23 protein-coding genes are annotated in these 23277 nt (G+C 66.0%); 18 read left to right on the forward strand and 5 right to left on the reverse strand.

Features of this window, described 5'->3' with window-relative positions; genetic code table 11:
• Window positions 1–14: 14 nt before the first annotated feature.
• Entirely contained in the window at window positions 15–344 is a 330-nt protein-coding gene (locus ASD77_RS16980; protein WP_055944722.1) for a hypothetical protein, read from the reverse strand.
• Between the two features lie 185 nt (window positions 345–529).
• On the reverse strand, window positions 530–655 hold the full coding sequence (gene ykgO / locus ASD77_RS16985; RefSeq protein WP_010342887.1) for a type B 50S ribosomal protein L36: 126 nt from the start codon (window positions 653–655) through the stop codon (window positions 530–532).
• A 172-nt stretch (window positions 656–827) separates the two neighbouring features.
• Here ykgO and cmk point away from each other — a divergent pair, with 172 nt between their 5' ends.
• The 10 genes from cmk (at window position 828) to ASD77_RS17035 (ending at window position 10776) form a co-directional block, all read left to right on the forward strand.
• On the forward strand, window positions 828–1505 hold the full coding sequence (cmk, locus tag ASD77_RS16990) for a (d)CMP kinase (protein ID WP_055944725.1): 678 nt from the start codon (window positions 828–830) through the stop codon (window positions 1503–1505).
• Window positions 1506–1656: 151 nt separating this feature from the next.
• Entirely contained in the window at window positions 1657–3348 is a 1692-nt protein-coding gene (gene rpsA, locus ASD77_RS16995; protein WP_055944730.1) for a 30S ribosomal protein S1, read from the forward strand.
• A 96-nt stretch (window positions 3349–3444) separates the two neighbouring features.
• Entirely contained in the window at window positions 3445–3750 is a 306-nt protein-coding gene (locus tag ASD77_RS17000; RefSeq protein WP_055944733.1) for an integration host factor subunit beta, read from the forward strand.
• 71 nt (window positions 3751–3821) lie between these two features.
• On the forward strand, window positions 3822–4103 hold the full coding sequence (locus ASD77_RS17005; RefSeq protein WP_055944736.1) for a lipopolysaccharide assembly protein LapA domain-containing protein: 282 nt from the start codon (window positions 3822–3824) through the stop codon (window positions 4101–4103).
• A gap of 2 nt (window positions 4104–4105) precedes the next feature.
• The gene (lapB, locus tag ASD77_RS17010) at window positions 4106–5284 is read left to right on the forward strand and encodes a lipopolysaccharide assembly protein LapB (protein WP_055944739.1); all 1179 of its coding nucleotides are present in this window, start codon (window positions 4106–4108) and stop codon (window positions 5282–5284) included.
• Window positions 5284–6255 carry a hypothetical protein gene (locus tag ASD77_RS17015; RefSeq protein ID WP_055944744.1) on the forward strand — a complete coding sequence of 324 codons (972 nt, stop codon included), beginning with the start codon at window positions 5284–5286 and terminating at the stop codon, window positions 6253–6255. The genes lapB and ASD77_RS17015 overlap by 1 nt, the downstream gene beginning before the upstream one ends.
• 18 nt (window positions 6256–6273) lie before the next feature.
• Window positions 6274–8187, forward strand: a complete 1914-nt coding sequence (locus tag ASD77_RS17020; RefSeq protein WP_055944747.1) for a nucleoside-diphosphate sugar epimerase/dehydratase — start codon at window positions 6274–6276, stop codon at window positions 8185–8187.
• Entirely contained in the window at window positions 8184–9086 is a 903-nt protein-coding gene (gene galU, locus ASD77_RS17025; protein ID WP_055944756.1) for a UTP--glucose-1-phosphate uridylyltransferase GalU, read from the forward strand. Before ASD77_RS17020 ends, galU begins: the two co-directional genes overlap by 4 nt.
• 56 nt (window positions 9087–9142) lie before the next feature.
• Window positions 9143–10435, forward strand: coding sequence for an FAD-binding oxidoreductase (locus tag ASD77_RS17030; protein WP_235578584.1), 1293 nt, complete (start codon window positions 9143–9145; stop codon window positions 10433–10435).
• Complete coding sequence (locus ASD77_RS17035; RefSeq protein ID WP_082563397.1) at window positions 10432–10776, forward strand: tRNA-binding protein; 345 nt, start codon at window positions 10432–10434, stop codon at window positions 10774–10776. The genes ASD77_RS17030 and ASD77_RS17035 overlap by 4 nt, the downstream gene beginning before the upstream one ends.
• Window positions 10777–10835: 59 nt before the next feature.
• On the opposite strand, the gene ASD77_RS17040 is transcribed toward ASD77_RS17035, so the two are convergent.
• Genes ASD77_RS17040 through ASD77_RS17050 form a run of 3 tightly spaced genes read right to left on the reverse strand, consistent with a single transcriptional unit; the run spans window position 10836 to window position 15093 of the window.
• Complete coding sequence (locus ASD77_RS17040; RefSeq protein WP_055944761.1) at window positions 10836–12041, reverse strand: acetyl-CoA C-acyltransferase; 1206 nt, start codon at window positions 12039–12041, stop codon at window positions 10836–10838.
• Window positions 12042–12067: 26 nt separating this feature from the next.
• Window positions 12068–14440 (reverse strand): 3-hydroxyacyl-CoA dehydrogenase/enoyl-CoA hydratase family protein, encoded by a 2373-nt coding sequence (locus ASD77_RS17045; RefSeq protein WP_055944765.1) that lies wholly within the window; start codon window positions 14438–14440, stop codon window positions 12068–12070.
• Between the two features lie 23 nt (window positions 14441–14463).
• A complete protein-coding gene (locus tag ASD77_RS17050) occupies window positions 14464–15093 on the reverse strand; it encodes a TetR family transcriptional regulator (protein WP_055944768.1) in 630 nt (209 codons plus the stop codon).
• 222 nt (window positions 15094–15315) lie between these two features.
• On the opposite strand from ASD77_RS17050, the gene ndk reads away from it, so the two are divergent.
• The 8 genes from ndk to glp all read left to right on the forward strand — a co-directional run bounded on the left by ndk (window position 15316) and on the right by glp (window position 23267).
• A complete protein-coding gene (ndk, locus tag ASD77_RS17055; protein WP_055944771.1) occupies window positions 15316–15741 on the forward strand; it encodes a nucleoside-diphosphate kinase in 426 nt (141 codons plus the stop codon).
• A 10-nt stretch (window positions 15742–15751) separates the two neighbouring features.
• A complete protein-coding gene (gene rlmN, locus ASD77_RS17060) occupies window positions 15752–16975 on the forward strand; it encodes a 23S rRNA (adenine(2503)-C(2))-methyltransferase RlmN (protein WP_082563398.1) in 1224 nt (407 codons plus the stop codon).
• Window positions 16976–16988: 13 nt separating this feature from the next.
• The gene (pilW, locus tag ASD77_RS17065) at window positions 16989–17786 is read left to right on the forward strand and encodes a type IV pilus biogenesis/stability protein PilW (RefSeq protein ID WP_235578570.1); all 798 of its coding nucleotides are present in this window, start codon (window positions 16989–16991) and stop codon (window positions 17784–17786) included.
• A complete protein-coding gene (locus tag ASD77_RS17070; protein WP_235578571.1) occupies window positions 17786–18601 on the forward strand; it encodes a RodZ domain-containing protein in 816 nt (271 codons plus the stop codon). Before pilW ends, ASD77_RS17070 begins: the two co-directional genes overlap by 1 nt.
• 61 nt (window positions 18602–18662) lie before the next feature.
• On the forward strand, window positions 18663–19298 hold the full coding sequence (locus tag ASD77_RS17075; RefSeq protein WP_055944780.1) for a tetratricopeptide repeat protein: 636 nt from the start codon (window positions 18663–18665) through the stop codon (window positions 19296–19298).
• Window positions 19295–20473: an outer membrane protein assembly factor BamB gene (gene bamB / locus ASD77_RS17080; RefSeq protein WP_055944783.1), complete on the forward strand. Its 1179-nt coding sequence runs from the start codon at window positions 19295–19297 to the stop codon at window positions 20471–20473. The genes ASD77_RS17075 and bamB overlap by 4 nt, the downstream gene beginning before the upstream one ends.
• A 179-nt stretch (window positions 20474–20652) precedes the next feature.
• Window positions 20653–22053 carry a ribosome biogenesis GTPase Der gene (der, locus tag ASD77_RS17085; protein ID WP_055944786.1) on the forward strand — a complete coding sequence of 467 codons (1401 nt, stop codon included), beginning with the start codon at window positions 20653–20655 and terminating at the stop codon, window positions 22051–22053.
• Entirely contained in the window at window positions 22050–23267 is a 1218-nt protein-coding gene (gene glp / locus ASD77_RS17090; RefSeq protein WP_055944795.1) for a gephyrin-like molybdotransferase Glp, read from the forward strand. The genes der and glp overlap by 4 nt, the downstream gene beginning before the upstream one ends.
• The last annotated feature ends 10 nt before the right edge of the window (window positions 23268–23277 follow it).

Genomic DNA, 23277 nt, shown 5'->3' on the forward strand with positions numbered 1-23277 from the left:
GCGCGGGGCGCCGGTCAACGGATGGGAGGCTTGGGGCCGATTTCGTCGGCGGAAGCCTGGTTCAGGACCACGTCGATGACGCGGCTCTTCTCGAAATAGACGGTGAAGCCGGGATACACCCAGCGATGGATCACCGGCCACTGGCGCTTCTGGCCGCCGCGCGGCTCCAGCTTCTGCTGCGGGGCGCCGAAGCGCGCCTCGACATCGGCGGCGGTCTGTCCGCGCACGGGCGCGGCGGCGGCCGGTTTCTCCTGGGCGCGTTCGATCAGCAGCGTATCGGCGGACGCCGGGCCGGCAAGGCCGAGCAGGGCGATCAACGGAAGTGCGAGGGCGCGACGGCTCATGGTGGAGTTCCCCTGGGTGATCCGCCTTTTATAACAAAAGGCAGGCAACAAAAAGGCGGCCTGGCGCCGCTTTTGACATCGCTCGTCGCTCGCCCGGCGGGTTGCCGGCGTGGACCGCAGCAACAAAAAAACCGCCCGGAGGCGGCTTTTCGCGCATTGCCGGCCTGAGCCGGCAGTGCCGTTCCTCAGCGCTGGCGCGCCTTGAAACGGGGGTTGGACTTGCAGATCACGAAGACCTTGCCGCGGCGGCGGACCACCTTGCAGTCGCGGTGACGGGCCTTCGCCGACTTCAGGGAGGACAGGACCTTCATGAGTTGAAACCTCGGCGTAAAAGTATGGGGTGAAGCGAAGCCCGCTATTCTAGCGGCAATTCCGCTGCCTTATCAAGCGGTTGCATCCCTTGCCCGTGATCGGGGTGTGCGGCGGTCTCCTCGTGGCCCGCGGCGGTGGCCATAATGGCGGCGAAAATCCTGTGGAGCCCCCATGTCCGACACCGCCCCCGTCCTCACCATCGATGGCCCTTCCGGCGCCGGCAAGGGTACCGTCAGTCGCCTTGCGGCTGCCCGCCTGGGCTGGCACTACCTGGATTCGGGTGCGCTGTACCGCGCGGTGGGCGTGGCGGCGAGCTGGGCCGATCTGGATATTTCCGATCCGGCGGCGCTGGTCCGTTGCGCCTTCGATACCCGGGTGAGCTTCCGGGAGTCGGAGCAGGGCTTGCGGGTGATCGTGGATGATCTGGACGCCACCGATGAACTTCGCCTGGAGACCACCGGTGCGCTGGCCTCGGCCATCGCCGCCATTCCGGAGGTCCGTTCGGCGCTGAAGGAGCGCCAGCGGGCGTTCCGTCAGTCTCCCGGGCTGGTCGCCGACGGCCGCGACATGGGCACGGTCATCTTTCCGGATGCCCCCTACAAGGTCTTTCTGACCGCCAGCGCCGACGAACGGGCCGAAAGGCGCTATAAGCAGTTGAAAGACAAAGGGGTTTCCGTCACAATCGACGGTCTGCTGCGCGAGATCCTCGCCCGCGATGCCCGTGACGCCCAGCGCACGGTGGCGCCCCTGAGGCCGGCCGACGACGCCATCCTCATCGACACCACCGGCCTCGGCATCGACGCCGTCGTCGAGCGCGTGCTGGCCCTGGTGCCTGCACACGCAGGTTGATCCTGGCGCTGCAGAAGGTCCGTGCGGAATCCTCCGCGCGGTGTGTCCAACCACAACACTCACGGCCATACGCATCCCGCGCAGGCCGACAACGGGTGGACCGAGCGCACCTCAGTGCGCCGGTCTGTGTCATCAACCGAGTATTTTTTCAATGACCGAATCATTTGCCGAACTGTTTGAACAGAGCCAGACCCATCTGGCCAAGCTGAAGCCGGGTGCGATCGTCACCGGCGTCGTCGTGGAAGTCCGCAACGACGTGGTGGTGATCAACGCCGGCCTGAAGTCCGAAGGCATCGTGCCGATCGAACAGTTCCGGAACGACGCCGGCGAAATCGACGTGGGCGTGGGCGACGAAGTCAAGGTCGCGCTCGACTCCCTCGAGAACGGCTTCGGCGAAACCGTCCTCTCGCGCGAGAAGGCCAAGCGCGCCATGGTGTGGGACGAGCTGGAGCAGGCGCTGGAGAAGAACGAAACCATCACCGGCCGCATCAGCGGCAAGGTCAAGGGTGGTTTCACCGTCGACATCAAGGACGTCCGCGCATTCCTGCCGGGTTCGCTGGTCGATGTGCGCCCTGTGCGCGACCCGGGTTACCTGGAAGGCAAGGAACTCGAGTTCAAGCTCATCAAGCTGGATCGCAAGCGCAACAATGTGGTCGTCTCCCGCCGTGCGGTGGTCGAGAGCGAGCATTCGGAAGAGCGCGAGCAGCTGATGGACAAGCTGCAGGAAGGCGTGGTGCTGAAGGGTGTGGTCAAGAACCTCACCGACTACGGCGCGTTCGTCGACCTGGGCGGCATCGACGGCCTGCTGCACATCACCGACATGGCCTGGAAGCGCGTGCGCCATCCGTCCGAAGTCGTGGAAGTCGGCCAGGAACTGGACGTCCGCGTGCTGAAGTACGACCGCGAGCGCAACCGCGTCTCGCTGGGCCTGAAGCAGCTGGGCGAGGATCCGTGGGACAACATCGCCCGCCGTTACCCGGCCAACAGCCGCGTGTTCGGCAAGGTCTCCAACGTCACCGATTACGGCGCGTTCGTCGAGATCGAGCCGGGCGTCGAAGGCCTGGTGCACGTCTCCGAGATGGACTGGACCAACAAGAACGTCAACCCGTCCAAGGTCGTGCAGGTCGGTGACGAGGTCGAAGTGATGGTGCTGGACGTGGACGAAGAGCGTCGCCGCATCTCGCTGGGCATGAAGCAGGTCGCCGCCAATCCTTGGGAAACCTTCGCGGCCACCCACAAGAAGAACGACAAGGTGTCCGGCCAGATCAAGTCGATCACCGACTTCGGCATCTTCATCGGCCTGGACGGCGGCATCGACGGCCTGATCCACCTGTCGGACATCAGCTGGAACACCACCGGCGAAGACATCGTGCGCAACTTCAAGAAGGGCGACACGCTGGAAGCCGTGGTGCTGGCCGTGGACCCGGAGCGCGAGCGCATCAGCCTGGGCGTGAAGCAGCTGGAGCAGGATCCGTTCGGCCAGTACATGGCCGCGCACCCGAAGGGCTCGAAGGTCGAAGGCACCGTGAAGGAAGTGGACGCCAAGGGCGCCACGGTCGAACTGGCCGACGGCATCGAAGGCTACGTGATGGCGCGCGACATCAGCTACGACCGCGTGGACGACGCCAGCCAGCACCTGAAGGTCGGCGACAAGGTCGAAGCCAAGTTCATCGGCATGGACCGCAAGGGCCGCACGCTGCAACTGTCGATCAAGGCCAAGGACGAAGCCGAGACCGCCGAGGCGCTGGCCGAGTACAACAAGTCGGCCGCCGAAGCGTCCACCGGTACCACCAGCCTGGGCGCGCTGCTGCGTGCACAGCTGGACGGTGGCAAGTCCGAGTAAGCGGCTCCGCCGTTGCTTTACGTCTGGTTGTAACGTTCCCCGCCGGCCCGGAAACCCCGGGCCGGCGCGGGTACTTCCGCCTTTATTCCGCATGCGATGACCAAATCCGAACTCATCGAGATCCTCAGCCGCCGCCAGCCGCACCTCAAGGCGGAGGACGTGGACCTGGCCGTCAAGGCATTGCTGGAAATGATGGGTGGCGCCCTGTCGCAGGGTGACCGCATCGAGATCCGTGGCTTCGGCAGTTTTTCGCTGCACTACCGTCCGCCGCGCATGGGCCGCAATCCCAAGACCGGTGAATCGGTCGCGCTGCCGGCCAAGCATGTCCCCCATTTCAAGCCGGGCAAGGAGCTGCGCGAGCGCGTCAGCGACGTCACGCCCATCGAGGAAAGCGGGGAATAGCCCTGCCACAGGCGCGTGTCGTTCCGCGCCGACTCCGTTAAGCTAGGCGCCGTCCTGCAAGGAGTCGCCTGATGAACATGTTCCGCCTGGTCGTCGCACTGCTGTTCCTGGCCTACGGACTCATCATCGGCGTGCTCAACACGCAGCCGATCACGTTGAAACTCCTGTTCACCGAATTCCAGACGTCCTCCGGCGTCGGCATCATGCTGTCCCTGTTGCTGGGTGTCGTGGTCGGCGGGCTGATCGTGCTGGCTACGCTGGTCTGGCCGCTGTACGCCAAGTTGCGCAAGGCGAACCGTGCCGCCTTGTCGACGGGCGGCGCCGGCACCTCGGCCGTGGACGGTGGTCCCTGAGCATGGATTTCCTGACCGAGTGGTTCTGGTTCTTCCTGTTCCTCCCACTGGCGGCGCTGAGTGGCTGGATCATCGGCCGGCGCGGTGGCCAGCGGCACGGCGACACCCAGGTCAGCCGGCTGTCGAGCACCTATTTCCGTGGCCTGAACTACCTGCTCAACGAGCAGCCGGACAAGGCGATCGAGCTCTTCCTGCATATCGCCGAGCTGGACAAGGAAACGTTCGAGACGCAGGTCGCCTTGGGCCATCTGTTCCGTCGCCGCGGTGAAGTGGACCGCGCGATCCGCCTCCATCAGGGACTCGTGCAACGCGCCGACCTGAGCGATGCGCAACGGGTGCAGGCGTTGCTGGCACTAGGCGAAGACTACATGCGCTCAGGCCTGCTCGATCGCGCCGAGACCGTCTTCACCGATCTTGCCCGGATAGACCAGCGCGCACCGCAGGCGCTCAAGCACCTGATCGGTATTTACCAGGCCGAGCGGGACTGGGAGAAGGCCATCGACAATGCGCGGCGCTACGAAGAGGTGACCGCCGAGCCGATGGGCAAGCTGGTAGCCCAGTTCGAGTGCGAGCTCGCCGAACGACAGCGCACGGCGAACAACATCGACGCGGCACGCGCTGCCGTGGGGCGGGCCTACCAGGCCGATGCGGGCAGCGTGCGCGCCGGCATCATCGAGGGGCGGATCGAGACGGATGTGGGCAATCCCGAAGCCGCGATCCGCGCTTTCGAGCGGGCGGCACGGCACGACCCGGATTATCTGCCGGAGGTGCTCCCCAGCCTGCTGGCCAGCTATGAGCAGGTCGGGGATTTCTCGGGCGCGCGGGCGTTCCTGTCCGAGATGTGCGAGCACTATCGCGGGATCGCGCCGGTGCTGGCCCTGACCAAGCTGGTTGAGCGCCAGGAAGGCGTCGCCGCCGCGCGCGCTTATCTGGCACGACAGCTCAAGGATCGCCCCTCGGTCAGGGGCGAGGCATCGCTGATAGACCTGACGCTGGCCGAGGGCGCGGATCCCTCCGCCACGCTGCATGACCTCAAGCACATCACCGACCAGTTGCTGGTGCGCAACCCGAGCTATCGCTGCACACGCTGCGGCTTTGGCGCCCGCACGCATCACTGGCAGTGCCCCAGCTGCAAGGAGTGGGGGACGGTCAAGCCACTGCTGAACTACGCGGTGGTGTGATGCTCAACGTGTATGTCTGGGTGGGGGGGCTGGCGGCCGCCGCCGCCGTGGCGACCTGGATGGCGCGACACTACGCGCTGCTCGGCAACCTTATGGACCAGCCGGGCGAGCGGCGCAGCCACACGGTCGCGACGCCCAGAGGTGGCGGCATTGCCATAGTGCTGGTGGTCGCCTGCGCCAGTATCTACCTGATGACCCGGCAGGTGTCCGTGGATGCCTTGTGGCTTGGGTTCATGCCGGGGTTGCTGCTCGTGGCCGGGATCGGCTGGTGCGACGACCACCGCCCCTTGTCGCCCTGGTTGCGCCTGGGGGTACAAGCCGTGGCGGCCACGATGCTGGCGGTGGGTGCGGGCTGGCAAAGCGGCCACTGGTTGCCGGCCTTGCTTGCGTTCGCGGCCGCCATGGCGCTGGTCAATGTCTGGAACTTCATGGACGGCATTAATGGGCTGGCCGCCAGTCAGGCGGCGCTGGCAGCGTTCGCTTACGCGGGGCTGCTGGACGGCGGCTGGCAGTGGCTGGCCTTGGCGCTGCTCGCGGGCTGCCTGGGCTTCCTGCCGTTCAATTTCCCCAAGGCCCGGATATTTCTGGGCGATGTGGGGAGCGGGGCGCTGGGGTTTGCGCTGGCGGGATTGGCTGCGGCGGCATGGGCCACAGGCCCGTCGTCGCAGGCGCCGTTGCTGCTGCTTCCGCTCTGCGCCTTCCTCATCGACGCCGGCTTCACGCTGTCGGGGCGCATGCTCCGAGGAGAGCGGTGGTGGACCCCGCATGTCGGGCACCTGTACCAAATGGGCGCCAGACGATGGGGGCACACATCGATAACCGTGATTTACATGGCGTTTGGCGGTATTAGCTTATTGTTAAGCTATGCGGCATTGCAGGCCGGTTTGGCAATCACCGCATCCGTGACGGTGGCGGTATTCGGTACAGGCGCGGCATTGTGGTTTTTGTTGCGTCGAGGATGGCGCAATTAGCACTGGGAGAGGGAACTGATGGAATCCTGGCGGGATCGATTGAGCGGATTCATGCCCCGCGCGCTCGTGGCGATCCATGATTTGGCCATGGTCTGGCTGTGCTGGCAGGCGCTGCACCGGTTCCGTTACTCGATGCTGGCCCATGCGCCGGAGTTTCCACTCTGGTCCAACGAGATTGCCATTGTTTTGCTGGCGCAGGGTGCCGTCTTCTGGTGGATGGGTCTTTATCGCGGGCTTTGGCGTTTCGCGAGCCTGCCCGACCTCTGGAACATCGTGAAGGCCTGTGCGCTGGGTTTCCTCGGCGTCGTGCTCGGCCTCTTCTTTTATAACCGGTTTGGCTCCACTCCACGTGCCGTGCTGGGTTTCTACCCATTCGCGTTGGTGGGCTTTCTCGGCCTGCCACGACTGGCGTACAGGGCTTGGAAGGACAGCCAGCTCCAGCGGAGCCATGAGAGCGCGTCGCGTGTACTGATCCTCGGCGCGGGCCGGGCCGGCGAGGCCTTGGTGCGCGAGCTTCGGCGGACGGGTGTGTACCATCCGGTGGCCTTTCTTGATGATGCCTCACGGCTTCACGGCTCCAAGCTGCTCGGCGTTCCGGTGTTGGGTGGCTTGGAGAGCGCGGCAGCGGTCGCTCGCGAGACCGCTGCGCGGATGCTGGTCATCGCCATGCCGTCGCTCGAGGCGCCGGCCATGCAACGCGTCGTGGCGATCTGCGAGAGCACCGGGCTGCCGTTCCGCATGGTGCCGCGACTGGTCAATGTCCTGGAAGGCCAGTCCATGCCTGGCGACCTCAAGGAAGTCGCGATCGAGGATTTGCTGGGGCGCAAATCGGTGACACCGGACTGGAAGCTCATCCGGGGCTGGCTGGGCGGGCGCACCGTCATGGTGACCGGCGCGGGTGGGTCCATCGGTTCCGAGCTCTGCAGGCAGTGTGCGCGCCATGGTGCGCAACGGATCGCGCTGGTCGAGATCGACGAGCTTGCGCTCATCACGATCCAGGGTGACCTGCGGCGCGCCTTCCCGGATCTGGAGGTCCTGCCTGTGCTCGGCAACTGCGGTGATCCTGCCGTCATGGCACATGCGATGCAGCTGGCTGAGCCCGATGCGGTGTTCCATGCGGCCGCCTACAAGCAGGTGCCGCTGCTGGAGGGCCACCTGCGTGAGGCAGTGGGCAACAACGTGCTCGCGACAGAGACCGTGGCACGCGCCTGCCGTGAGGCTGGCGTGGGGACGTTTGTCCTGATCTCGACCGACAAAGCCGTGGACCCGGTCAACGTCCTGGGAGCGACCAAGCGGCTGGCCGAGATGGCATGTCAGGCGCTGGACGATGCGCGTTCCGGCACGCGTTACGTGACGGTCCGCTTCGGCAACGTCCTCGACTCGGCAGGCAGCGTGGTGCCGCTTTTCCGCGAGCAGATACGCAAGGGGGGGCCGGTGACCGTCACGGACCCCGACGTGACCCGTTACTTCATGACCATCCCCGAGGCCTGCCAATTGATCCTGCAGGCCGCGTCTGGCGCGGCGCATGCATCAATCTACACCCTGGACATGGGCGACCCGGTGCCGATCCGCCTGCTGGCCGAACAGATGATCCGACTGGCGGGCAAGCAGCCGGGCCGCGACATCGCGATCGTGTACACCGGTTTGCGTCCGGGCGAAAAGCTTCACGAGACACTCTTCCATGCGGACGAGCGCTATCAGCCCACGTCGCATTCGAAGATCATGAAGGCGCTGGCCCGCGAGGTGTCGCCTGAGTTTCTCGAACTTGCGCTGCAGCGCCTGCGGGCTGCGCACAGCCGGTATGACACCGCCGAATTGGGCGAGGTGCTGAAGGTCGCCGTGCCTGAGTTCGCGCCGCTGTCAAACGGAGTTGATGAAGCGTCGGCTAATATCGTGGTCTTCCCAGGCCGCGACGCGCGCAGGACCCGATGACCCAAGCCCGAATCCGCAAGGCCGTGTTCCCCGTGGCGGGGCTTGGTACCCGTTTCCTCCCCGCCACCAAGACCGTGCCCAAGGAGATGCTGCCGATCATCGACCGGCCGCTGATTCAGTACGCTGTCGATGAGGCGATCGAGGCCGGTTGCGATACGCTGATCTTCGTCACCAATCGCTACAAGCATGCGGTGGCGGACTACTTCGACAAGGCCTACGAGCTCGAGCAGAAGCTCGAGCGGGCCGGCAAGATCGAGCAGCTTGAGCTGGTGCGGAACGTGCTGCCGCCGCATGTCCGCGCAGTCTTTGTCACCCAGGCCGAGGCGCTGGGGCTGGGGCACGCGGTGTTGTGCGCCAAGCCCATCGTGGGTGATGAACCCTTCGCCGTGCTGTTGCCCGATGACCTGATCTGGAACCGCGGTCCAGGCGCCTTGAAGCAGATGGCCGACGCCGCCGAAGCCAGTGGCAGCAGTGTGATCGCCGTGCAGGATGTGCCGCGCGACCAGACGGGCAGTTACGGCATCGTCGCGACGGGCGCGTTCTCGGGGCGCGAAGGGCGCATCAGCGCCATCGTCGAAAAGCCCAAGCCGGATGTCGCCCCCAGTACGCTCGCGGTCGTCGGTCGTTACGTACTGGATGCGCGCATCTTCGCGTTGCTGGAAAGCACGACGCCGGGAGCGGGGGGGGAAATCCAATTGACCGATGCCATCGCGGCGCTGCTTGCGGAGAAGCCGGTTCACGCTTACCGCTTCCAGGGCACGCGTTTCGACTGTGGCACCCACATCGGGCTGATCGAGGCCACCATCCGCTACGCGCTCGACCACGAGAAGCTCAGCGATGCGGCGCGCGAGACCATGCAGAATGCCTTGAACGAACTGGGCGTGCGCGACCTCGGCTGACCGCATCCAGCTGGGCAGCGTTGGCCATTGCAGGGCAGGGGAGTCGTTTGTTGGCGATGTCATCCCGCAATTACTACGTCGATACGGCCGGCAGCGCGCCTGTGCTGCCGGCACTTCAGTCGGCCGTCGATGCCACTGTCTGTGTCGTCGGCGGCGGGTTTGCGGGGCTCAACACCACCTTGGGCCTGGCAGAACGCGGGGTCCGCGATGTCGTGCTGCTGGAAGCGGACGTGCCCGCATTCGGCGCGTCCGGTCGCAATGGCGGATTCGTATTCGGCGGCTTCTCGCGTGGCGAGGACTCGCTGCTGCGTGACCTGGGGGCCAAGCGCGCGAAGGCCCTGTATGCGGGCACAACGCAGGCAGTGGACCTGATCCGCAGCCGTATCGCACGGCATGGCATCGATTGCGACGACACCCAGGCGGGCATCCTATGGGCCAACTGGTTCCATGACCGCGATGTGCTGAAGCGGCGCCAGATGCTGCTTGCGGAGGCCTTCGACCAGGACTGGCAATGGGTGGATCGCGACGTCGTGCGCTCGCAACTGCGCACGACGCGCTATCACGACGCTCTGTTCGAGCCGCGTGCCTTTCACTTCCATCCCCTGAAGTATGCCAACGGACTGGTCGGGTTGGCAGCCGCGCAAGGCGTCTCGGTCTTTGCGCAGTCGCCAGCGGTCTCGCTTGCGAAGCGCGGACATGGCTGGCGCATCACCACGCCGTCAGGGACCGTCGAAGCGAAGCACGTGGTGCTGGCCTGCGGCGGTTATCTGGCCGGCCTGCACCGGCGCGTGGATGCCGGTGTGTTGCCGATCGCCACCTACGTCATGGTCACGGAGCCGCTGGGTGCCCGGATGGATGACGCGATGCGCACGCCCGCCGCGGTCTACGACACCCGCTTTGCCTTCGATTACTACCGGCCGCTGCCCGACTCGCGGTTATTGTGGGGTGGCCGCATTTCCATCCTGGATCGCTCGCCCCAGGCCGTCAGGCGCCTGCTGTATCGCGACATGCTGAAGGTCTTTCCGCAACTGGACGGCGTGGCGGTCGAGTACGCCTGGTCTGGCCTGATGAGTTATGCCCGTCACGAGATGCCCCAGATTGGCCAGGTCGAGCCCGGACTGTGGGTGGCGCAGGCGTTCGGTGGACATGGCGTGGCGCCGACCACGTTCGCGGGCGAGATCGTCGCGGCCGCCATCGCGGAAGGGGACGAGCGATGGCGGGAGTTTTCTGCCTATGGTTTGGTGTCGGCGATGAAACCGGCCGGCTTCATCGGCGCCCAGTTGAGCTATTGGTGGGCAGAAGCCAAGGACGCGTGGAAGGCGCGGACGGAAGGCGAGGTACGGACATGACGGAACCGGTGGACGTCATCGCCTGGGATGATTTCGCGAGGGTGCAGTTGCGCGCGGGCACGGTGATACGGGTCGAACCGTTTCCCGAGGCGCGCAAGCCTGCCTGGAAGCTGTGGGTCGACTTCGGTCCGCATGGCATCAGGAAGACCAGCGCACAGATCCAGGCGATCTATTCGGCGACGGAACTGGTCGGGCGCCAGATCGTCGGCGTCATCAACTTCCCGCCGAAACAGGTGGGCCCCTTCGTGTCCGAGTTTCTGCTGACCGGCTTCCACACGGACGACGGCGTGGTGATCACCACGGTCGAGCGGCGTGTTCCCGACGGGGCACGGATGGCCTGAAGGGATCCAAAGAAATGGCGCCCCGAGGCGCCATTTCCCATTCTGCAGCGGGGATGTGCTTACAGCGACTCGAAGATGCCGGCCGCGCCCATGCCGGTGCCGATGCACATGGTCACCATGCCGTACTTCTTCTGGTGCCGGCGCATGCCGTGCACGATGGTCGCGGTGCGTATCGCACCGGTCGCACCCAGCGGATGGCCCAGCGCGATGGCGCCGCCCAGCGGGTTGATCTTGGACGCGTCCAGCTCGCTGTCGCGGATGACCGCCAGCGCCTGCGCGGCGAAGGCTTCGTTGAGTTCGATCCAGTCCAACTGGTCCTTGGTCAGACCGGCCTGCTTCAATGCTTTCGGGATCGCCGCGATCGGGCCGATGCCCATCACTTCCGGACGCACACCCGCCACGGAGAAGCTGACGAGGCGGGCCAGCGGGGTCAGGCCGTAATCCTTGATCGCCTGTTCCGACGCCAGCAAGACGCCGGCCGCGCCATCGCTCATCTGCGACGACGTGCCCGCGGTCACCGTGCCCCCGAACTGCGGGTTGCGGAACACGGTGCGCAGCTTGGCCAGGCCTTCGAGAGAGGTGTCGGCACGCGGGCCTTCATCCTGCTCGACCAGCGACTCCTTCAGGCGCACGGTATTGCCGGCCAGATCGGGCTGCCGGGAAATGATCCGGTAAGGGCTGATCTCGTCCCGGAACTCGCCCGCCGCCTGCGCAGCCAGTGCCTTCTGGTGCGAGGCGACGGCAAAGGCGTCCTGGTCCTCGCGCGAGATCTTCCACTCCTCGGCCACCTTTTCCGCGGTAATGCCCATGCCATAGGCGATCGCCACGTGGTCGTTGTCGAACACGCTGGGCGCCATGGCGACCTTGTTGCCCATCATCGGCACCATGCTCATGCTCTCGGTGCCGCCGGCCAGCATCAGGTCGGCATTGCCCAGGCGGATCTGGTCGGCCGCCATCGCCACGGCCTGCAGGCCGGACGAGCAGAAGCGGTTGATGGTCTGTGCCGCGATCGTGTTCGGCAGGCCGGCCAGCAGCAGGCCGATACGCGCCACGTTCATGCCTTGCTCGCCCTCGGGCATCGCGCAGCCGATGATGGCGTCGTCGATGCGGTTGAGGTCGATGCCCGGCGCCTGCGCCACGACCGACTTCAGCACATGCGCCAGCATGTCGTCGGGGCGAGTGTTGCGGAATACGCCCTTCGGTGCCTTGCCGACCGGGGTCCGGGTGGCGGCGACGATGTAGGCGTCCTGTATTTGCTTGCTCATGTCTCGATGTCCTGTGTCGTCGTCGGTCAGTTACGCAGCGGCTTGCCGGTCTTCAGCATGTGCGCGATGCGGGCCTGGGTCTTCTCCTGCTGGGCCAGTTCGACGAAGTGCTTGCGCTCCAGCTTGAGCAGCCACTCCTCGTCCACCAGCGAACCGCGATCCACTTCGCCGCCGCACAGCACGGTGGCGATGCGCACGGCGATCTCGTAGTCGTACGGGCTGATGAAGCGGCCTTCCAGCATGTTGACCAGCATCATCTTGAAGGTGGCGATGCCGACATCGCCAGCCACCTGGATGCGGCGGGCGGGCAGGGGCGGGCGGTAGCCGGTCTCGGCCAAGGCCAGCGCCTCCTGCTTGGCGATGTGGAGCAGTTCGTAGGCGTTGAAGGCGACCTTGTCGCCGGCACGCACGAGGCCCAGTTCCTTCGCTTCGACGGCAGACGCCGACACCTTGGCTATTGCCACGGTCTCGAAGGTCTTCTTCAACTCGGCGAACACATCGCCGCCCGGACCGGCAGCCTGCGAGGCTCGAACGGCGATCTCCTTCAGGCCGCCGCCTGCCGGCAGCAAGCCGACGCCGGCTTCCACCAGCCCGATGTAACTCTCCAGGTGCGCGATGGTGCGGGCACTGTGCATCTGGAACTCGCAACCGCCGCCCAGCGCGAGGCCGCGCACGGCGGCCACCACCGGTACCAGCGAATACTTGATGCGCTGGCTGGTGGCCTGGAAGTTGGCGACCATCGCCTCGAACTCGGCGATCTTGCCGGCCTGCAACGCGCCCAGCGCGCCGGCCAGATCGGCACCGGCGGAGAACGGCTCCTTCGGCTGCCAGATCACCAGGCCCTTGAACGTCTGCTCGGCGATCGAGATCGCTTCCTGCAAGCCGTCCAGAACGGCATCCGAGACGGTGTGCATCTTGGTCTTGAAGCTGACCACGCCGATGCCGTCGCCGTCGGTCCACAGGCGCACGCCGTCGTTCTCGAACACGGTTTCGCCCGGCGGGAACACCTCGCCCAGCAGCGGATCAGGGAAGCGCTGGCGCTGGTAGACGGCCAGCGAGGAGCGCGGCAGCTTGGCATTCTTGGACGGGCTGTAGCTGCCTTCGGCGGCATGCACGCCCTCGCGACCGTCGAACACCCAGTTCGGCAGCGGCGCGCTGCTCATGGCCTTGCCGGCCACGATGTCGTCGGCGATCCACTGCGCCACCTGCTTCCAGCCGGCGGCCTGCCAAGTCTCGAACGGACCCAACGACCAGCCGTAACCCCAGCGGATGGCCAGGTCGACGTCGCGCGCAGTCTCGGCGATGTCCGCCAGGTGATAGGCGCTGTAGTGGAACAGGTCACGGAACACCGCCCACAGGAATTGCGCCTGCGGATGCTGGCTCTCGCGCAGCTTGGCGAACTTCTCGGCGGGGTTCCTGATCTTCAGGATCTCCACCACCTCGGGCGCCGCGGTACGGTCGGAGGCGCGGTAGTCCTGCTTCTCCAGATCCAGGACCACGATGTCCTTGCCGGCCTTGCGGAAGATGCCGGCGCCGGTCTTCTGACCCAGCGCGCCCTTGGCGATCAGCGCATCCAGCCATTTCGGCGACGTGAAGTACGGGTGCCACGGGTCGCCGGGCAGGGTGTCGGCCATGGTCTTGATGACGTGGGCCATGGTGTCCAGACCGACGACGTCGGACGTGCGGTAGGTGGCGGACTTGGGGCGGCCGATCAGCGGGCCGGTGATCGCGTCCACCTCGTCGAAGCCCAGCTTGAACTCGCCTGTGTGGTGCGCAGTGGCCAAGATCGAGAACACGCCGATCCGGTTGCCGATGAAGTTCGGCGTGTCCTTCGCGTAGACCACGCCCTTGCCGAGGGTAGTGTTCAGGAAGGCTTCAAGGCCCGCCAGCACCGAGGCGTCCGTCGACTTGGCCGGGATCAGTTCGGCCAGATGCATGTAGCGCGGCGGGTTGAAGAAGTGAACGCCGCAGAACCGGTGACGAAGTTGTTCCGGAAGAACTTCCGCCAACTTATTGATTCCCAAGCCAGAGGTATTGCTCGCCAGCACCGCATGATCGGCCACGAATGGGGCGATCCTCTTGTAAAGGTCCTGCTTCCAGTCCATCCGCTCGGCAATGGCCTCGATGATCAGGTCGCAGCCTTTCAGGTGCTCCAGACCGGTTTCGTAGTTGGCCGGCGTGATGGCCTCGGCCAGCGCCTTGCTCGCAAGCGGCGCCGGGCTGAGCTTGGCCAGGTTGGCGATGGCCTTGTGGACGATGCCGTCGGGATGGCCGTCCTTGGCGGGCAGGTCGAACAGGACGGTGTCGACACCGGCGTTGGTCAGGTGCGCGGCGATCTGCGCGCCCATCACGCCGGCGCCCAGCACGGCCGCCTTGCGAACAAGCAGGGGGTTGGACATGGGATTTCCTCGGATTGCAGGGGTTAGGTGTGGTCGGCGCGCAGGCCGGCCTCGGCGAATCGGATCAGTTCACGGGCGGCGCGCTCACGGTGCGCGGCTTCCGTGACACCGATGGGGCGCTTGATCAGGCCGAAATCGGCCATGGCATAGGTCAGCGCGCCGGAGAAGAAGTCCAGCCGCCAATAAAGCTCTTCCTTGCTCAGGCCGGGCACGCAGGCGGCAATGGCCTTGCCGAACTCGCGCAGCACATGGCCGTAATGGTCGGAAAGGAACTTGCGCAGTCCATCGTTCTTCTCGGCGTAGGCGCGGGCGATAACCCGCACGAAGGCGCCACCGCCGTGGCGGTCCTGGGCAAGCGCCAGGGCGGGTTCGACGAAGGCGGCAAGGATGGGTTCCAGTTCGCCTGGACGGCTGGTCAGCGCCTTGTCGAGCAGTGACAGCCGGGCGGCGGTCATGTCGTCCATGCGGCGGCGGAAGACCTCGTTGACCAGGTTCTCCTTGCTGCCGAAGTGGTAGTTGACCGCCGCAATGTTGACGTCCGCCCGGCTGGTGACCTGCCGCAAGGAGGTGCCCGCAAAGCCGTGCTGGGCGAACAGCTCTTCGGCCGCCCCCAGGATGCGCTCCTTGGTCGAGAAATGCGTGGTGTTGCCCATGACCCCTCCGGAAACTGAATCAAACGCTTGTTTGACTGATTGTCCGCCCGTGGCCACGGCGTGTCATGTTGCGAAGCAGCAATCGCGGCCCGGTGGCCGCTGCAACTTGCCGCCGGATACGTTAGAATCTCGCTACGCTTTCTGGTCTAAGCCCGCGTTTCGACGCGGGTTTTTCATGTTAACCTTGGGTCCTCAGTGGCCCGCCCAACGGAGATAATCCCCATGGCGCTGGAGCGCACCCTGTCGATCGTCAAGCCCGATGCCGTCGCCAAGAACGTCATCGGCGAAATCTATGCCCGCTTCGAAAAGAACGGGCTGAAGATCATCGCCTCTAAGATGAAGCACCTGTCGCGCCGTGAGGCGGAAGGTTTTTACGCCGTCCACCGCGAGCGTCCGTTCTTCAACGCGCTGGTCGAGTTCATGATCTCCGGTCCCGTCGCGATCCAGGTGCTGGAAGGTGAGAACGCCGTGCTGAAGCATCGTGAGATCCTCGGCGCCACCAACCCGAAGGACGCCGCGCCGGGCACGATCCGCGCCGACTTCGCCGACTCCATCGACGCCAATGCGGCGCACGGTTCGGATTCGGTCGAGAATGCGAACAACGAGATCGCGTACTTCTTCGCCGCGACCGAAGTGTTCTCGCGCTAAGCGATATGCGATGAGCCGCGACGAACTGCCGCCGATCGAGTTGAAGCTGGCCACGGACGCACCGTCCGTGGCTGTCGGCGTGCCCGTGTCGTCCAAGCAGAACCTGATGGACCTGGACCGTGAAGGACTGGAGCAGTTCTTCGTCGGTACGCTCGGTGAGCAGAAGTTCCGCGCTCACCAGGTAATGAAGTGGATCCACCATCGCTACGTCACCGACTTCAGCGAGATGACCGATCTTGGCAAGAACCTGCGCGCGAAGCTGCAGGAACATGCCGAAGTGGTCGTGCCGCAGGTCGTTTTCGACAAGCCCTCCGCCGACGGTACGCACAAGTGGCTGCTCGGCATGGGGGTGGACGGCAAGAACGCGGTAGAAACCGTCTACATCCCCGACAAGAGTCGCGGCACGCTGTGCGTGTCGTCGCAGGTCGGTTGCGGCCTGAACTGCACCTTCTGCTCGACGGCCACGCAGGGCTTCAACCGCAACCTCACCACCGCCGAGATCATCGGGCAGGTCTGGGTCACCGCGCGTCACCTCGGCAACGTGCCTGCGCAGAACCGTCGTCTCACCAATGTGGTGATGATGGGCATGGGTGAGCCGCTGCTCAACTTCGACAACGTGGTGCGCGCGATGAACATCATGCGCGACGACCTGGGCTACGGCCTGGCCAGCAAGCGGGTCACGCTGTCGACGTCCGGTCTGGTGCCGATGATCGACCGGCTGTCCACCGAGACCGATGTCTCGCTGGCGGTGTCGCTGCACGCGCCGAACGATGCGCTGCGCGAACAACTTGTTCCGCTCAACAAGAAGTATCCGATCGCCGAGCTGATGGCCTCGTGCGTACGCTACCTGCGTGCGAACAAAAAGCGCGACTCGGTGACGTTCGAGTACACGCTGATGAAGGGCGTCAACGACCAGCCCGAGCATGCACGCCAGCTCGCGCAGCTGATGCGCAAGTTCAGCAATGCCGCGCAGTTGAAGGACGCCGGCAAGGTCAACCTGATTCCGTTCAATCCCTTCCCGGGAACGCGTTACGAGCGGGCGCCCGAGGAAGATATCCGTGCCTTCCAGAAGCTCCTGCTCGATTCGCAGGTGCTGACCATGGTGCGCCGGACCCGCGGTGACGACATCGATGCCGCCTGTGGCCAGTTGAAGGGGCAGGTGATGGACCGTACCCGCCGCCAGGCCGAGTTCCGCCGGCAGTTGCAGGAACAGGGCATCGACGATGCAGCGTAAGGCGCTCTGCCTGTTGCTGATCACCATCCTGCTGGCGACTGCCTGCAGTCGCCTGACCTTCGTGCGCCCCAAGGGCAAGATTGAGCATCTGTCCGGCGAGCAGATTGGCCAGGATTACTCGGTCAGCGACAGTCCGGAAGTGAAACGGCGGCAGACGGTGCAGACCCTGCTCGCGCGGGCCGTGCAACGTTTGCAGTCGGGGCAGGCCGACGAAGCCGAAAAGGACGCCCGCGCAGCGTTGAAGCTCGAGCCGGGCTCGGCCGACGCAGTGACCCTGCTGGGCATCATCGAGGACCGGCGTGGCAACGCCGTTCTGGCAGGGCAGCACTACCGGCGAGCCGCCGAACTGGCGCCCGCGCACGGGGGCGTGCAGAACAACTATGGCACCTGGCTCTGTGCCAATGGCTTCGCCGCCGAGTCCCTGGTCTGGTTCGATCGCGCGGTCCTCGCGCCGGGCTATGCCACGCCGGCTTCCGCCCTGTCCAATGCGGGTAGTTGCGCGCTCAAGTCTGGTCAGAACGATCGTGCCTCCCGCGATCTGCGGCGGGCGCTCGAGATCGAGCCGGCCAATGCCGTCGCGCTCGGGGCCATGGCCGAGCTCGAGTTCCACAGGCAGCAGTACATGTCCGCCCGCGCTTTCGTGGAGCGCAGGCTGTCGGCGGGACCGGCGACGGCCGCGGTGTTGAAACTCGCATCACAAATCGAGGACAGACTCGGCGACAAGGCCGCTGCCAGTCGATATGTTCAGCGCATTCGGGCGGAGTTCCCCGACGCGCAGGACGTCACAACCGGGGGAAATGCAGGGCCATGATGCAATCGGTAGTCGGGGATGTGTCCCCGCCGCAGGGGTGCGGCGAGGCGTTGCGGTCAGCGCGTGAGCAGGCGGGCCTGTCATTGCAGGAGGTCGGCCAGCGCCTGAAGATGCCAGCGAAGGTGCTGCAGGCACTGGAAGCGGGGCAGTGGGACCAGTCCGGCGGCGCCGTCTTCGTGCGCGGGCAGCTGCGCAGCTACGGACGCCTGCTGAAGGTGGACGTGGAGCCGTTCCTGCAGCAGGCCGATGCGGCGGTGGCGAGGCCGGCAGAGCTGGTCAGCCACACTCACACACCGCGGGTCCAGTATGTCTTCGAGAGTTTCAAACGTCGCGCTGTCTATGTGGTGCTGACGCTGGTCATCGTGACGCCGGTGTGGATGGCACTGCGTCCGTCCGCAGGACCGGCATCCGACACCGCTACGGCGTCCCTCGACCTGGTGTCCGCTCCGTCGGCTGCGGGCAAGGATGCGTCGGATGCTGTGCGACCGGCCAGTCGCCCCCGTGCCGAGCCCTACGTGGCCTCGATGGCATCGTTGCCGCGCGCTTCGACGCCTTGGCTGTCGCTGTCGTTCAAGGGCGACAGTTGGGTCGAAGTGAATGCGCCGGACGGAAGCAGGGTCGAACACGCACTGCTGCGCGCGGGCGATCAGCGCCGGTATGCGCAGGGCGAAGTCGGTCGCGTGAAACTGGGCGATGCGACGGCGGTCGAGGTTCAGCAAGCGGGGAGTACGGTGGATCTGGCGCCGTACCAGCGAGCGAATGTCGCACGCTTTACGGTATCCTCTGAGGGTTCCCTGGCGCCGGTCGTTGACTGACCCGCGCGCGGGTTTGTCCAACCTAGACCGAGACCCCGCCTGAGACGGGGCAAGAGAGCGCATGGCGATTGATGATCTGCTCGACGAGCACGAACAAAGCGAACGTGTCCGCAGCTGGCTGAGGAGTAATGGTGCCGGCCTGCTGGGAGGCGTGGTCCTGGGGCTGGGCGTGATCTTCGGCTGGCAGTGGTGGCAGAAGGACCTGGCGGGCAAGAAAGAGCAGGCATACCAGAGCTACCAGGGCGCCGTCGAAGGTCTGGCCAAGGGCGATCTGAAGCAGGCCCAGGGCGCGGTGAATGCATTGGTCAAGGAAGACGAGCTCTACGCCGATGTCGCCGGCCTGCAACTGGCCAAGGCGCAGATGCAGGCGGGCGAACGCGACGCGGCCATCGCCACCTTGCGCTCGCTGACGCCCGACGACGCCCTGCGGCCCCTGGTGAACCTGCGGCTCGCCCGCCTGCTGATCGACGCGGGTAAGCACGACGAAGCGCTGAAGGTACTGGAGAAAGCCGATGACGCCTCCAGCCTGGAAGTGCGCGGCGATGCGTTGCTCGCCACCGGCAAGGCCAAGGATGCGCAGGAGGCCTACACCCGTGCACTGACCACACTGGATGCGGTCTCCCCGCAGCGCCGTCTGGTCGAGCTGAAGTTGATCGACGCCGGCGGTACGCCGCCGAAGACCGGAGGTGCCGCATGACGCGCACTCTGGTACGTCTGGTCGCAGCCACCGTGATCATCGCCGCGCTGGGCGGATGCAGCACGGTGAAGGGCTGGTTCTCCGGCAAGGACAAGGAAGGCGAGAAGCCGGTCGATCCGGCCGAACTCGTCGACATCACGCCGACCGCATCGGTCTCGAAACTGTGGAGCGTCAACGTAGGCAAGGGTGAGAAGCGCCTTGGCCTGCAGCAGGTGCCCGCCGTGGAAGACGGACGTGTGTACGCCGCTGCCGTTGAAGGTGGCGTGCGTGCGTTCGATCTGCAGACTGGCAAGCAGGTATGGCAGTCCAAGTCCGACCTGCGCCTGTCGGGCGGTCCGGGTGCGGGGCAGGGCCTGGTGGCCGTGGGTACGCTCGATGGCCAGGTGATCGCGCTGGACGCGGCCACCGGTGCCGAGAAGTGGCAGGCCAAGGTGCCGAACGAGGTGATCGCCGCGCCAGCCATCGGTCAGGGCATGGTCTACGTGCGCACCAATGACGGACGGGTGACGGCGCTGTCGTCGGAGACGGGCGAGCGCCGCTGGTTCTGGAACAACGAACTTCCCAGCCTTACCGTACGCGGCAACGCGCCGGTCGTCCTCGGCCCGGGTGTGGTGTTCGTCGGCAACGACGACGGCACGGTCACCGCGCTGGCGGCCAACGATGGCCGGCCCATGTGGACGCAGGCCGTCGGCATGCCCGAAGGCCGCAGCGAACTCGAGCGCATGGCGGACGTCGATGGCGCGCCGGTGCTCGAAGGCACGACGCTGTATGTCACCAGCTTCAAGAAGGAAACGGTTGCGCTCGAAGGTCCCTCCGGCCGCCCCTTGTGGACGCGCGACAACGGTGGTGCCGGCGGTCTGGACGTGACCAGCAGTGCCGTCGTCGTGTCCGACCCGGCCGGTACGGTCTGGGGCCTGGACAAGTACAGCGGCAGCGCCCTGTGGTCGAACACCACGCTGGCCCGCCGTTCGCTGACGGCGCCGACGATCCACGGCGACTACGCGGTGGTCGGGGACTACGACGGCTACCTGCACTGGTTGAAGACCGACAATGGCGAAGCGGCGGCGCGCGCCCGCGTGGGCGGCAAGGCCCTGCGCGGCAAGCCGGTGGTCGCCGACGGCATCCTGCTGGTGCAGGACGTGGAAGGCGGTCTGACCGCGTTCGGCTTCAAGTGACCCGCCAAGGGGTGGCCTGGCCACTCCTTCGGAACTCCGGAAAGGGCCGCATTGCGGCCCTTTTTCGCGGACGCAGGCGTATTCCGCTACCATGGCGACCCCTTAACCGACCGGAGCAGCCGCGCCAACCGCGTGGCGGCGAGTCTCCGGCGACCTCCTTCTTCACGGTTGCTTCCTGCATGCTGCCCCTCGTCGCCCTGGTGGGCCGTCCCAACGTCGGCAAGTCCACCCTGTTCAATGCGCTGACCCGCAGTCGCGACGCCCTGGTCCACGATCAGCCCGGCGTGACCCGCGACCGCAACTACGGCGTCTGCCGCCTCGACGAGGAAGATCCGTTCCTGGTGGTCGACACCGGCGGCATCGCCGGCGAAGAGGAAGGTCTGGCCGGCGCCACTGCCCGCCAGGCGCGTGCGGCCGCCGAAGAAGCCGACCTCGTCCTGTTCATCGTCGATGGACGCGAAGGCGCCTCCGCGCTCGATGACGACATTCTTGCCTGGCTGCGCAAGACCGCGCGCCCCACGTTGCTGGTGATCAACAAGATCGACGGCATCAACGAGACCACGGCGATCGCGGATTTCGCGCGTTACGGCTTCGCCGACGTCATCACCATCTCCGCTTCCCACCGCCAGGGCATCGACGACCTGCTGGAAGAAGTCCATCAGCGGCTGCCCGAAGAAGGCGCAACCGCCGGCCTGGACAACGATCCCAACCGCATGCGCGTGGCCTTCGTCGGCCGTCCCAACGTGGGCAAGTCCACGCTGGTGAACCGGCTGCTGGGCGAGGAGCGCATGATCGCGTCCGAGGTGCCGGGCACCACGCGCGATTCGATTGCCGTGGACATGGAGCGCGACGGCCAACAGTACCGCCTGATCGACACCGCCGGCCTGCGCCGCAAGGGCAAGGTGGAAGAGGCGGTCGAGAAGTTCAGCGTGGTCAAGACACTGCAGGCCATTGAGCAATGCCAGGTGGCCGTGCTGTTGCTGGATGCCACCGAAGGCGTGACCGACCAGGATGCCAGCGTGCTCGGTGCCGTGCTCGATGCCGGTCGCGCCCTGGTGGTGGCGATCAACAAGTGGGACGGACTGACCACCTACCAGCGCGAACAGGCCGAGGCCCTGCTGACCCGCAAGCTGGGCTTCGTCGAATGGGCCGAAGTGGTGCGGATTTCCGCGCTGCACGGTTCGGGCCTGCGCGAACTGTTCAAGGCGATCCACCGGGCGCATGCGTCGGCGACCAAGGAGTTCGGCACCAGCGAGGTCAACAAGGCGCTCGAGATCGCCTACGAGACCAATCCGCCGCCGAGCATCCGCGGCCACGTCTCCAAGCTGCGCTACGTGCATCCGGGCGGCGCCAATCCGCCGACCTTCATCGTGCACGGCACGCGCCTGAAAGTGCTGCCGGAGTCGTACAAGCGCTATCTGGAGAACTTCTTCCGCAAGCGTTTCAAGCTGGTCGGCACGCCGGTGCGTTTCATTTTCCGCGAGGGCGCCAATCCCTACGAAGGCAAGAAGAACGTGCTGACCGAGAAGCAGATCGCCAAGAAGCGCCGGCTCATCCGGCACGTCAAGCGCGGCAAGTGACGGGTTACCAAACCCGCATCGATTTCGCCGCCGCCGCGGAGATCATCCGCGAGGTCGCCGGCAACCGGATGCTGAAGGCCGAACGCGTGCCCATCACGCGCGCCAGCGGCCGCGTGCTCGCCGAAGACATCACCTCGTCGATCGCGCTGCCGCCATTCGACAACAGCCGCATGGATGGCTTTGCCTTTGCGCATTCCAGCCTGTCGCCAGAGGGCGCCACCGCGCTGCGGCTGGCGGGCGAGCAGTTCGCGGGTCGGCTGCAGGCATGGCAGGTCGGCCCGGGCGAATGCGTCCGCATCACCACCGGCGCGCCGTTGCCCGGTGGCACCGATACGGTGGCCCTCAAGGAAGACTGTGTCGAGCAGGACGGGTTCGTCCGGATACCTGCCGGCCTGTCGCGCGGCGCGGATGTACGCCGGACCGGCGAAGACGTGCCGGCGGGCGAGCGCGTGCTCGGGGAAGGGTGGCTGCTGACGCCGGCGCGGGTGTCGCTTGCTGCGGCGCTGGGTGTCGCTTCCCTCGCTGTCGCGCAACGCCCGACCGTCGCCGTCTTCACCACCGGCGACGAACTGGTGGAACCGGGGCTGCCGCTGGCGCCGGGCCAGATCTACAACAGCAACCGCGAGTTGCTGATGGGCCTGCTGCGCGCGGAAGGCCTGGAGCCGACGGCGTGGCCGACGCTGCCCGACGATCCCGAACGCATGGCCACCGTGCTGACCGACGCCGCCGCGGCCTTCGACGTGGTCATCACCTGCGGCGGCGTGTCGGCCGGCGAAAAGGACCATCTGCCTGGCCTGCTGGCGGCGGACGGCCGCATCCACTTCTGGAAGGTGCGCATGAAGCCGGGCATGCCGGTGCTGTTCGGGGAGATGGATCGCGCGCTGTTCCTGTGTCTGCCCGGCAACCCGGTCTCCGTCTTGGCGACGTTCCTGACCCTTGGCCGCGATCTGTTCGATGGCCTGCAGCGGCGCCGCGAGCCGCGTTCGCAGTGGAAGGCGGTCCTCGGTGCGCCCTGGCGGAAGACACATGAGCGACGGGAGTTCCTCCGCGGCTGGCTGGACGGCGCAGCCGATGGTCGTCTGCAGGTCATGCCGAATGCGGCCGATGCCTCGCACCAGCTGCGCGCGGCGGCCGACAGCAATGCGCTGATCATGCTGCCCGAGGGCGCACGCGAATTCAGTGCGGGCGATGTCGTCGACGTGATCGCCTGCTGAGGCGGACAGC

Origin of the sequence: Pseudoxanthomonas sp. Root65 (assembly GCF_001427635.1) — a bacterium.
Lineage (GTDB): Bacteria > Pseudomonadota > Gammaproteobacteria > Xanthomonadales > Xanthomonadaceae > Pseudoxanthomonas_A.